The organism is Bacillus horti (genome assembly GCF_030813115.1).
In the GTDB taxonomy this organism is placed as follows: domain Bacteria; phylum Bacillota; class Bacilli; order Caldalkalibacillales; family JCM-10596; genus Bacillus_CH; species Bacillus_CH horti.
The window spans coordinates 83,144-94,986 of record NZ_JAUSTY010000018.1; the positions used below are offsets into that span (position 1 = coordinate 83,144).

At 40.8% G+C, this 11,843-nt stretch carries 11 protein-coding genes; all 11 read right to left on the minus strand.

Annotation, left to right across the window (positions count from 1 at the left end; translation table 11 throughout):
- Positions 1–68: 68 nt before the first annotated feature.
- Positions 69–1,541 carry an extracellular solute-binding protein gene (locus tag J2S11_RS17615; protein ID WP_307396776.1) on the minus strand — a complete coding sequence of 491 codons (1,473 nt, stop codon included), beginning with the start codon at positions 1,539–1,541 and terminating at the stop codon, positions 69–71.
- A 121-nt stretch (positions 1,542–1,662) separates the two neighbouring features.
- Positions 1,663–2,709 carry an ADP-ribosylglycohydrolase family protein gene (locus J2S11_RS17620; protein ID WP_307396777.1) on the minus strand — a complete coding sequence of 349 codons (1,047 nt, stop codon included), beginning with the start codon at positions 2,707–2,709 and terminating at the stop codon, positions 1,663–1,665.
- Positions 2,702–3,700 (minus strand): ADP-ribosylglycohydrolase family protein, encoded by a 999-nt coding sequence (locus J2S11_RS17625; protein ID WP_307396779.1) that lies wholly within the window; start codon positions 3,698–3,700, stop codon positions 2,702–2,704. The genes J2S11_RS17620 and J2S11_RS17625 overlap by 8 nt, the downstream gene beginning before the upstream one ends.
- A gap of 86 nt (positions 3,701–3,786) precedes the next feature.
- Positions 3,787–4,665: a carbohydrate ABC transporter permease gene (locus tag J2S11_RS17630; RefSeq protein ID WP_307396781.1), complete on the minus strand. Its 879-nt coding sequence runs from the start codon at positions 4,663–4,665 to the stop codon at positions 3,787–3,789.
- 18 nt (positions 4,666–4,683) lie between these two features.
- Entirely contained in the window at positions 4,684–5,583 is a 900-nt protein-coding gene (locus J2S11_RS17635) for an ABC transporter permease (RefSeq protein WP_307396783.1), read from the minus strand.
- A complete protein-coding gene (rbsK, locus tag J2S11_RS17640) occupies positions 5,552–6,517 on the minus strand; it encodes a ribokinase (protein WP_307396785.1) in 966 nt (321 codons plus the stop codon). The genes J2S11_RS17635 and rbsK overlap by 32 nt, the downstream gene beginning before the upstream one ends.
- A gap of 92 nt (positions 6,518–6,609) precedes the next feature.
- The gene (locus J2S11_RS17645) at positions 6,610–6,933 is read right to left on the minus strand and encodes a DUF4387 domain-containing protein (protein ID WP_307396787.1); all 324 of its coding nucleotides are present in this window, start codon (positions 6,931–6,933) and stop codon (positions 6,610–6,612) included.
- A 78-nt stretch (positions 6,934–7,011) separates the two neighbouring features.
- The gene (locus tag J2S11_RS17650) at positions 7,012–8,367 is read right to left on the minus strand and encodes an acyclic terpene utilization AtuA family protein (RefSeq protein WP_307396788.1); all 1,356 of its coding nucleotides are present in this window, start codon (positions 8,365–8,367) and stop codon (positions 7,012–7,014) included.
- A 196-nt stretch (positions 8,368–8,563) separates the two neighbouring features.
- Entirely contained in the window at positions 8,564–9,346 is a 783-nt protein-coding gene (locus J2S11_RS17655; protein ID WP_307396790.1) for an SDR family NAD(P)-dependent oxidoreductase, read from the minus strand.
- Positions 9,347–9,560: 214 nt separating this feature from the next.
- Positions 9,561–9,890: a chaperone CsaA gene (csaA, locus tag J2S11_RS17660; RefSeq protein ID WP_307396792.1), complete on the minus strand. Its 330-nt coding sequence runs from the start codon at positions 9,888–9,890 to the stop codon at positions 9,561–9,563.
- A 143-nt stretch (positions 9,891–10,033) separates the two neighbouring features.
- Positions 10,034–11,740 (minus strand): DUF4127 family protein, encoded by a 1,707-nt coding sequence (locus tag J2S11_RS17665; RefSeq protein WP_307396793.1) that lies wholly within the window; start codon positions 11,738–11,740, stop codon positions 10,034–10,036.
- Positions 11,741–11,843: the final 103 nt, after the last annotated feature.

An 11,843-nucleotide genomic window follows, 5' to 3' on the forward strand; every position in this document is an offset into this window, starting at 1 on the left:
TCCCCCATTTTTTCACATATCAAGCTATGGCTTTCTGCCCTGAGCTTCCGTGAATTTTTGGCTAAAACTTAATTTAAATACTCATTAGCATATTCTGTGATTTGGTCTCCACCAGCACGCTTCCACTCTTCAACAAACGTATCGAAGGCGTCAATTCCAATCTTACCTGACACAATATCTGTAGCAAACTCAACATAAAGATTGTTCATTGCATCCCAATTCGTAACGTACTGATCAGGAATAAGGAATATATTATCCTCCGTATAAAATTCCTGAAGAAGCTCCAGCGACCTTTCTGCTGTTTCCCCTAATAATGGCGTTTTTAGCTCCATTTCTGGCTCAAACGCACTTGGCTCCCAGAATCTTGCGAACCATTCATTATAGTATTTTTCTGTCAGCTCAATCTCACCATCAACGATATTATAATGCTCTCCCTCAAAGCCTAAGCGATCTAGCATTTGACCATTTGGACTTGCCATGTAATCTAGAATTTGAAAAACTGTATCTTTGTATGGTGACTGTGAAAAGATAGCGAATCCTCTTGATTCCTTAATAACATCCGTTGCCCCAAAGCCTTGATACTCTCCTTTTGCTGGAGGAAGGGCCACAAGCTCAGCTTCTGCTCCGTTAACCTGTGTCATTTTCCCGTTATAAATATCGATAACCTTCCCAGCTGTTCCAACAACTACAGCGGCGTCACCGTCATAGAAAGCTTTTTCTTTTGTATCCCATTGCTTGGTAACAAACTGCGGGTCTAATAGCCCTTCCTGATAAAGCTTACTGTAGAACTCAAGCTTATCTTTTTCATTTTGTGAAATTTTAGAGTACTCATACGTGCCATCGGCTTTCTCCATCCACGTTTGGTTAATACCAAACGCCATGTTAAAGATCATGTCTAGCTCTCCAATATCTCCAGCCGTCGTAATGGCATAGCCTGGCTTACTTCCACCTGGCTTTTTCTCAACAACCTCTTTGAAAAATTCAAAATACGTTTCTACTGTAGGATTATCCATTAAAGCTGAAGATGTTTCCAATTCATTGAACCAATCAGCTCGAATCACTGGCGTTCTTTGAGCCAGTGGCTTTACCCAAAGAAGATACGGATAGTTCTTCACTCTTTCAATATTATGTGGTTCCATAATATCCTTTAGATACGTTGAATTCTCAATATAAGGTGTTAAATCCTCTAAAACACCTTGCTGAGATACCTGTAGGTCTCCACCTTGGAAGTAAATGAGATCAGGTATATTTCCTCCCCCAAGTAAAAGATTTAATCGCTCTGCATAGTTTCCTTGAGTTAAATCGATAAGCTCAAACTTAACATCAAGACCTTCATCCTCTTTTAGAGCCTGTTCTAAGGACTCAAAATATGTGACAGAAACAGGATTAGTTGTTGTGTCATCCTTGTTAACGACTTTAATTGTTATTGTTCCTTCTGTTTGAGTTTCTTCTTCTGGCATTGCTCCTTCATTGTCTTGAGAGCAAGCAGCTAAGCTAAAAATCAGCATTAAACCTGCTAAAATCAAAAGTAGCTTTTTCACATTAATTCCCCCTACATCTTTTAATGAATGGATAAAAAATGAATACAATCCATAAGCTTTACTTTGCATCAGATTTATATGGTCTTTCATTGATGCCTCATATAATTGCCTTACCTAGATCTTACCTATAGTAAGTGTTTAAGTCGTTGGCGATCTGCCAAAGCGAGGAGCCTTCTATGGAAGGGATACAAATGCCTTTAACAGGATCTAAAGATTCTCTCCAGGCTTCCGTGACCACATCAGCTCCTTGTAAAGCACCTGCAAGAGCTCCTACCATTGCTGGCATACTATCCGCCTGCTTTGGCAAAAGGGATGCTAGCTGAATTCCTTCCTCTAGTCTTCCCTTAGTTCCGCTAAAAATGGCATAAGCTACGGCCAGCGTTTCTGGAGCAATATTCGCATAGTTATAGATGGCATTCACCACTTGGTTATGCAACGCAGGAATCGCTGAAAATGGTGAATCCATCGAGCTTGCCATTATATCTTGAGCCTGCTTCACCTTTCTGCCAAGCCATGAATCCTCTGGCACATAACGCAAACCAGCCTGTACAACTTCTTGAGGCTCTGCTCCTGTCATAGCAACAGCTATACTTGCTGCCATTGCTTGGGCGGCAAAAACTCCATCCTCAGCATTCGTGATGGAAGCCATGCTTTTAGCGATTTCAGCTGCCTTTTCTGGCTGGCCCTGACAGATTAATCCGATAGGTACAGCTCTTGCTACTGCTCCATCATCATAGTGATGCGGATTGTCATTTCCTGAAGCGGGTGGAAGAATGCCATTAGTAATATTTTCAATGGAAGCGCGTTCACTTACACCACTCCAAATACGATCCCCATGCTCAACCACATACCTCTTCCAGCCATCAAGAAGGGCAGCGTTAGAAAATTCCCCTTTACAGTCCATTAGCATCTTCGCTGCAACAACAGTAAACTCAGTATCGTCTGTACCTGATAGCTCAAGAATGCTTTCTTCCATAGCATGTGTAAAAGGAAGAGACATCTTGTTGATCCGATGCTCATCTGTTAGCTTGGTAAAATTCCACAGTCTCCCTCTACGCTTTTTTGGAAGTACGACCGTGCGATGATACATAGCTGAAAAGCCAATAGAATCCCCCATAGCTAAACCTAATAGTGATCCGTATATGCGATCAATCGTTGACTTACTCATCAGAACCCCTCCTTACTAGAGCATCAGCAAATTGAGCTGAAATCTCCCGCACATCCATCCCTGCCGTTGCTTGAATACATACTCCACGAATAATGTTAATTCGATTTTGCCACTCTACTGGTACTGCTCTTGCTCCATGTAATGCTCCTGCCATAGCTCCATTCATGGCTGCAATCGTATCTGAGTCACGGCCGACATTTGTCCCACCTAACACAGCTGGAATGTAATCACCCTTTGCAGCAGCAAATACGCCATACGCTAGCGCTGTTGCTTCTGGAGCCATGTCTGCCCATGGATAATAAAAGATCGAAACTTTGTTGTAAAGCTCTTCAACGGCATCCTGAACATTGCTATATTTCAAGCCTATCTCTACAGCCGAATCAATTTTCCTATATGTCCAAGAATCCCTAGGGATAAAGTTCAGACCTGTTTGAATAACCTCTTCCCAAGCGCTTCCTGTCATGGCATAGGCCACACTCGCTGCAAGAGCTTGTCCACAATAGACGCCATCACGATCATGGCTAACTCTTGCCTCAATCTCAGCTAAGCGGACAGCCTCCTCTGGATCGCCAGCACTATAGATTCCAATAGGTGCGATCCGCATAGCTACACCGTCGCTCCACAGCTGATGATTGTCAGTCCCTGTATGCGGAGCCTTCAGTCCTTTTCGTAGATTATTAATGGCGCAAACCTCACTAAAGCCTCCTTTTTTGAAGCCTTTTTGATCAGCAAGTGTTTCAAACCACTCCTTGGTCATATGTTCATAGCTTAAATTCTTTCCATACTTCAAAATGATCTTAGCTGTAAGCATGGCATATTCTGTGTCATCCGTCCCTACTGGATCATCCGAAACAAAATTATCAATCCAACCAAACTGCTCCTTAATTTCGTACACACTCATACCCTCTGTTGGAGCTCCAAGTGCATCAGCCACAGAAAGACCGATTAAGCACCCATACGCCTTTTCATACCAATCCTCACGACTTAACATACATCCTCCCCCATTCACCAATGATGATTACAAAATTTTTCTACGTAAACTTTCAATACAACTCCTACTCTATTTCAACCCTTGTGTTAATCCTTAACCCCTCCTTCCAAAGCACCTTTGGCATAATACTTCAGAATAATAGGATAGAGCACAAGCAGCGGAACAATAGCAATCATAATGGTTCCTGCCTGTAATGATCCAAAATCAAGTGCTGCAATTTGATCATAGGACAGCAAATTCTGCGCTCCTAATAATGTCGTGTTATCCTGTTCAACAACAAACTGCCTCAATACAACCTGTAAAGGCCATTTGTTTTGATCATTTAGATAAATCGTTGCTCTGAAATATTCATTCCAGTGATACACCCCGTAAAACAAGCCCATCGTAGCCAAACCAGGCTTAGACAGTGGAATCATGATTCTCGTGTAAATTCTAAAATGTCCGGCCCCGTCAAGACGAGCCGCCTCCAAAATACTTTCAGGTACGTCCTCAAAGAAACGCATGAGGATAAAAAGATAAAAGATATTAATCGCCTTGTATAAAATTAAGGAAGAATACGTGTCTAGAAGGCCTAAATCTCTAACGAGCATGTACTCAGGAATCAAGCCAGGCTCAAACACCATAAGAGCGATGAAGAAAAACATAATCAGCTTTTTCCCAACAAATTGAGTACGTGCTAACACATAAGCAGCTAATGACGTTAACAATAAGTTCAAGAAGGTACCTACAAGAGTAATATACAGCGTGTTAAAGATACTTTTTATAATCAATGGATTAGAAAGCAAAAGCTGATAGTTAATCGTAGAGAAGCCTTTAGGTAATATAGATAATCCACTTAATTCACTCACTCTTAATGGATCTGTAAAGGATTGAGCCAGTAAATTTAACAATGGAATTAATACTGTAAGCGTAATCAGAAATAGCACAAAATAAAGGACACCTTGCTTCCAATCAAACTTTTTCACGTAGAATCACCTCCTCCATTACCATACACCCTTGCCTGTAAGGCGCTTCGAAATAAAATGTGTACCTAAAATCAAAATCAGACCAATGACTCCCTTAAACAAGCTAGCTGCTGTAGCAATGGAATACTGCCCACCGATTAATCCAATCCGATAGACATACGTATCTAAAATATCAATCACACTTATAACCGAGTTGTTCATCAGATTAAATACCTGATCAAAGCCTGCGTTCATAAAGAACCCTAAATTTAGGATAAAAACAGTGATTACAGTACTAGCTAAAGCAGGAAGTGTAATATATCTCATTTGCTGCCAAGCAGATGCTCCATCTATTCTTGCTGCCTCATAAAGCGAAGGACTAATTTTCATAATAGCTGCTAAATAGATAATAGAATCCCACCCAGCACTACGCCACATTTCTGAGAAAACAAGCACCCATCGAATATGCTCTTTGCTTGTCATAAAATCCATAGATGGAAGCTGAAAGAAGTTACGTATCACGTTAACCGCTCCATCGGGATGTAAAATAGAAATCCATATCCCTGCAATGACAACCCATGATAAAAAGTGAGGCAAATACACAACAGATTGCACATATTTCCGATAAGCACTGAACCTGATTTCATTAATAAGCAAAGACATAATGATCGGAACAGGGAAGAAAAAGATAATTTTCATCATACTGATAACAATCGTGTTCGTTAACACATTCGTAAACGCTGGCGAGCTAAAAAGAGTCACGAAGTGCTTCCAGCCAACCCATTCATTACTGCCTAGAATTCGATAATCCTGAAAAGCCAGCTTCATCCCTATTAGAGGCACGACATGAAAAATCGCAAAATACGTGATAGCTGGCAAAAGCATCGCATAGATAACCCAGTCTTTTCTAATTCGCGTTAAGGTGGCCTTTAGCTTCATGTTTCATCACCTCTTCCTTAGCTCTTTGCTCAACCTCTGCCCTTGTAGGCATTCCACTTTGAGCACCCCTTCTCATAACAGATAATCCTGCAGCAATGTTGGCAAACTGAATGCTGTCGTACAAGCTTTTACCTTCAGCAATCCCTACGGCAAAAGCCCCCGAAAATGTATCCCCTGCTCCAGTAGAATCTACAGGATCAACCTGTATGGGAGGCACCCATATCACATCCTGCCCATCAGAGTAACAAACACCTTTAGACCCACAAGTGACCACTAATTTATTTGGGTGCTTTATCAGAAACGACTGGAGCGCTTCTTCATTCAAGCTACTCTTGTCCGAACCCTGATCAGAATCTATCCCAAATATAATGGCGTATTCATATTCATTTGGAGTTAGATAGGTTGTTTTTTCAATTAAGTTTTCACTAAGCCTCTGAGCCGGTGCTGGATTCACAATGGTTGTTTTCCCTTTCTCATGAAGGATAGGAATGATATATTCCAACATCTCTAATGGAGTCTCAAGCTGAAAAACAATCACATCATAGGCCAACAGCTCATTAGCTACCTTTTTAATATAAGCTGTATCTGTGTACTCATTCGCTCCTGGAACGACAATAATTCGGTTTTCACTATGACAGACCTCAATAAATGCTACGCCTGACGGAGCTTTTGTTATTTCTTGTACGTGATCTATGTTGATATCGTGGTGGATGAGATTTTCCTTGGAACTGTAACCGGTTTCATCTTGGCCAAGCGAACCAAACATAAACACATCTGCACCTAGCCTTGAAGCAGCAACCGCTTGATTGGCTCCTTTCCCTCCATGGGAGAAGAAGTAGCCTTGACCCAAAACTGTTTCTCCGGCGTCTGGCAACACATTTGTCTCCACCACATAATCTAAATTTATGCTTCCTACTACTGCAATTTTTGGCATACAATCACCTATCCTATTTCAGCTTCGTTTCTCTCTATTCTATCCAGCTATTTTTCTATATTTTAAATTCAACTCTATACATGACTATTAATTTATGGAATCATCAGCTTCATTAATGGAGCATGCTGCTGTGCTCCATACACATCACGATCTCCAACAGTTCCAGAGGAAATATCTCTTGCCATTGTGACCTTGAATCCCAGCGCTTGATCGAAGAATATCAGATGGTGTACATCCTCTTTCTGTATGTTATAGAGCTCACAGATCCGTTCTACGGTTATGACACCTGAACGCTTCACTCGTTCATATTTTTCCTCCGAGTCAAACAAAACATCTAGGGTTAGCTCAAACGGACCAGAATTTTTACTTCGAAGCACCTTTGCTAGCTCAAACAATGATATTTCTGAGTTTGACATTTTGCCCTCCCCTTCCTATATAATGAAGATTATTTTATTCAGCATCATTTGCTTCTAGTTATCTCTTTTATAAGAATGTCAATTCTCTAAATATTCAATAGAGAATGGGTTCTCATCAATCTCCATTAAATGATATATAGAAAACTCGTAGACTGGTCCAAACTCAACATCACTTGGCGCAAAAGGAAAAGCTAGGTTTCCTGCCGTCGATTTACGTTCCTCGTAACCAAAATGTAAGAACGTAGAACGAACACTTGAACATATACTATTCGCTAGCTCCTGAGTATCCGCTATGACTTCAAACAAAACACCAATTTCATGTCCTGTAAAAGCCTCCTTCTCCTTCTCCCCTAACACAGCATTAATGCCATAATTATAGAAATTAATGTTATACTGATCCTTTGAAATTTCCTCGTAATAGTCTAGTACTTGCTCCTCTACTCTTCTTTCAATTTCCTCTATATTTTCAATTAATATTGGGTCTCTTACACCAGCAATAACGAACGTTCGGTAAGCAACCTTTCTGGCTCCTTCAAGCTTGACGAAATACTTCTCTGCTTGATGCAGCTTACTTTTGCTGACCTGAACAACACCTTCACCTAGCTCCTTAAACTCACTTTCACTTAAATCTAGAACTAGCCCTGGTCCATGTAAAAGATAGGGGTGTTCTTTTTCGTAAAAAGTATGTGCAGCCACACTAATAGCATTACATGATCTAGCAGGATTTAAAGATTGTACCGTAAAGCTATCGTCCTTAATCGTCCCCAAAATGCTATCCTTTGTTGTACCAGGCTCTGCACACAACGCCCCACATTCGAGAATTTTTCCAAGATGATACGCTAAACCCGGATCCATTCCATGATAAATTCCAATCGCTGCAAACGGAGAAGGATCATACGCTCTTCCACAAACTATAATATCTGCCTCATTCTTAAGGGCTTCAACTATAGGCTCATGCCCCATTTGAGCCACAATACTATTGGACTCTTGAATCAGCTCATCCGTTAACTCGTGAATGTTCGAAGTAAGTGGTGTAATTCTCCCCTCTTGGTTCGCTTTTATAATCGTCTCACTACTAAAGTCAGTCCAGATGACTGCAATTTTGGCTTTCAGGTTAGCCTCCTGTAAGATCTCTTTAATAATATCTAATGTCCACTCTACATGAGGCTTTGCTCCAGCCCCACCAGCTGAACCTATCACTACAGGAATGTTTCGAGCTACGCCGTGCTTAACGATATGCTCTAGATCCTTCTTTGCTGCCCTTTTGCTCACAATAGGGACACCAGCACCTAGCTTATGTGGTCCAGCATCCGTTGACCCTGCATCTACTACTATCCCATGAAGCTCATGCTCTAGACCATTCATGAAGGAGCTTAAGGGAAATCCATAGCCTAACATGCCACAGGGTGCAAGAATGTTAATTTCTTTACTCATGCTCCAAACCTCTTTTCTATCTTTTGTAAGCGGTATCATTTTAACTATAAAAATGAAGCTATTTGCAAGCCGAATAAAAAATGAAACAATGTGTAACCGGTTACATATATCTTATATAATACTCTACTTGTTTTTTTTAAACCTGTCAATAGAAAAATCGCTCTCCAACTTGGAGAGCGACAAGTGGTAACTAGAATTAAAAGAACCGACTCATATCAGGATACCCACTCGTATTCCAGGCACCGTCAACTAGAAGGCTTGCTCCAGAAACGTAACCTGCATCCTCACTGGCTAAAAACAAAGCTGGTCCTGCCATTTCTTCTGGTTGAGCCGCTCTCCTAAACGGAATACGTTCCATGTAAGCCTCATTAATTTCTTTGTTCTCCACTAATGAAGCGGTTAGAGGAGATTCAACTAACCCTGGAAGAATTGCGTTTACCCTAATATTAGCTCGAGCCATTTCTAAAGCTCCGTTTCTTGTTAGCATTTCTACGCCTGCTTTGGCAGACGTATACGCAGAGCCAGCATACATCGGTACATGCGAATTCAGGGAAGCTATGTTCACAATAGCTCCTCCACCCTGCTTAAGCATATGTCGTGCCTCATGCTTCATAGAAAGAAAAACTCCCTTTAAGCAGAGATCCACCGTAAAATCCCAATCCTCTTCAGCTAAGTCCATAATGGCACCTGGCTTTGAAGCCCCAGCAACGTTAAAGGCTACGTGTAGCCCTCCAAAATGATCAACGGTAGTACTCACCAATTTCTCAATATCCCCTTCACTTGTTACATTCACTTTTTGGCCTAAAAATGAATCTCCCAGCTCTTTACTCATCTCATCTAAGCGTTCTTGGTTCAAATCAGCAGCCACAACCTTAGCCCCTTCTTCAAGCAAACGGCTGACGATGGCGAGACCAATTCCAGAAGCTCCTCCAGTCACGATAGCAACCTTATTGTTAAATCGATTAGATGTATTTGTCATTCCTATCCTCCTGTACAATCCTTTTTCTTTTTGTATAGCCTATTTTTATGTTATACCCTGCCTTTAGAAAATTATCCTACAAGTAGCTTTATTTGCATTCTCAAAAACAAAGCTACACCCTGTGCTAACATCGTAGCACTAAGGTGTAGCCTTCAAGTCATATTAAACAACTATATAGTGTTTCCATTATTTTATTCGGTTCTCCCAAAACTATTTAGGCAATGGGAGTACCATTTTCAACAGGATAATCAGGCTTGAGTAAAACCACATCATCTTCACTAGGCATACCACCAATCACTAGAACCTCAGACTCAAATCCAGCAATTCTCCTCACAGGAAAGTTAACAACTCCTACCACCTGACGGCCAACAAGCTCACTCGGCTCATAACGCTTAGTGATCTGAGCAGAGGAATTTTTTATACCTAGCTCACCAAAATCAATTTCTAATTTAATTGCAGGCTTTCGAGCTTCAGGGAAAGGCTCTGCCTTGATCACTGTACCAATTCGTATATCTAGCTTCATAAAATCTTCAATCGTTGCCACAGTTGGTCACTTCCTTTTCGTGCTTACTTTGTTTACATAGTGTTTCTATTTCATAGATACCGCAAACTTGTTTTTTAGAATAGTTTAAAAAAACTTATATCTATTTAAGTTTATCAATATGACCCACTATGTCAATATTTACGCTAACACCCAAAAGAAACGCTAGGCTTTACTGTGATTTCAAAAGCACGCCTCCAGGTAAAGTACGCATCCTCCCGTTCAAGTGAAGCCCAAGTATAAGGGATAAGCTGCCAGGCGTCTCCACAAATTTTTCGAACGTTAAAGGATTCACTAGATACTCCGATTGAAAATGCATTCTGACCTGCAAGCGATTCTGTTTGCTCAATCAATCGCTCCTGCAAGAGAACAGTTATTTCTTCAAAATCATTTGCCGTATTAAACAGCTGCATATTCTGATCCGATGTAACGTTTGTATAAGGGGTAAGATTCCTTGATACGTCCCTAATCTCAGCTATAGTCACAGCTTTGTAATCATAATCCTTCAAAAATCGTTTGAACAATAATGATCCGTGCGCCTTTAAAGACCAGTCAAGTAATGCCTCATCTTTAGTACCTGAAGTAAGAAACGCATAGCGGGCCTGACCCATCCCTAGAGAAAGACCCATTTTATTTCCTGCCGTATTCCACGCACTATATCCAAGAAGACGTCCTGTATATGCACTGCTTAGTAACCCCAGAGTAACCGTTTCATTACCAGCACCACCACTAGTGAAATCAATGATCATCGTAGGCTTTTGGTTAACTCCGTTAGCTTCTAAGCGAAGTATGACTGCATCAATTTCCTCCGGATCTGTGATAGCAATAACATCAAGATCAAACTCACCATTCTCTACATACTCCCCACCAATAATATCAATATGATGGATCATATTTTCGTGAACATTCATATACTCATACGGGTTTGTAATCGTTGACCCGTGCGGTCCATAATAGTCCACTTTATACCGACGCTTTTTACCACAATGATAAAAGTAATCAGCCATTCGAGCTAAAAGAGAATGTCCTAGCCCATCGGCATCAGGTAGAATAATAACACGATCAGGGTTTTGTCCCCCTTTACCGCCTAACCACGTATTCACATAGTTTTCTACCCATGCGATTTCGTTAGCCTGAACTCCTTCCGTGTAAGCATCATCTACTCCTATTGAAAGAAAATCAATAAGCCCCTCTTTCACAAATTGATCTAAAAGATAATATGTTGTCTGTAGCTTATGACGGCGTGTGTTATAGTAATGCTCTTTATTAAAATGAATCGTATCCTCAAATGTTGTACCGTCAGGCTTTATATCATAGCCATTCACAATATCAATAAAGCTCGTTGCTTGTTTTCTAGGCTGCTGCATCAAGCTTCTAGATTCTTGATAAGCCTCAAACCAAAGTCCATCAGCATAAGATGTTGTAGCCAAACGCATGATTGTATCTAGAACAAAAATAGGCTTACTTGGATAGTCCTGCTTCAGGTGACGAATGACATCAAGTAAATAGGTTGTGTCAGAATCGTAAAGTGGATAGTCCCCACACCCTCCCGGACGTAGCCTTCTACTTCCAATTAATCCACCGTAAACAAGCATATCAATAGAGATGATAAATCCATCTACACATTCTGCTTTATCTAAAATAAACTGATAAATATTTTCTACCTTACCGAAGGTTGGAGAAGAAGTACTCGTAACGGTTGAACCTGAAACTGTTTTTTCAGAGTCCAAACGATTCTTAATATCGTGAGCGTTCGGGGTGATGACGTCAATCCCAGCTGATTTCCCTTGAACAATCACATCGTCAATGTTTACAGGTCGATCATCTAATGGTACATAAAGAACTCTTTTCACCTTAACCACTCCCACTATAAAGTAATGTTTTCTCGCGTTTTCTCGCGTATTCTCCCATTTTCAACATTGACAGATTGAGAAGGAGAGTGGAGAATGTCAGGTA

Coding starts and splice junctions, on each gene's coding strand:
- J2S11_RS17625 (WP_307396779.1), bottom strand. CDS start 3,700: ATGTTAAGTCGTGAGGATTGGTATGAAAAGGCGTATGGGTGCTTAATC.
- rbsK (WP_307396785.1), bottom strand. CDS start 6,517: ATGCCAAAAATTGCAGTAGTAGGAAGCATAAATTTAGATTATGTGGTG.
- J2S11_RS17650 (WP_307396788.1), bottom strand. CDS start 8,367: ATGAGTAAAGAAATTAACATTCTTGCACCCTGTGGCATGTTAGGCTAT.
- J2S11_RS17635 (WP_307396783.1), bottom strand. CDS start 5,583: ATGAAGCTAAAGGCCACCTTAACGCGAATTAGAAAAGACTGGGTTATC.
- J2S11_RS17620 (WP_307396777.1), bottom strand. CDS start 2,709: ATGAGTAAGTCAACGATTGATCGCATATACGGATCACTATTAGGTTTA.
- J2S11_RS17655 (WP_307396790.1), bottom strand. CDS start 9,346: ATGACAAATACATCTAATCGATTTAACAATAAGGTTGCTATCGTGACT.
- J2S11_RS17645 (WP_307396787.1), bottom strand. CDS start 6,933: ATGTCAAACTCAGAAATATCATTGTTTGAGCTAGCAAAGGTGCTTCGA.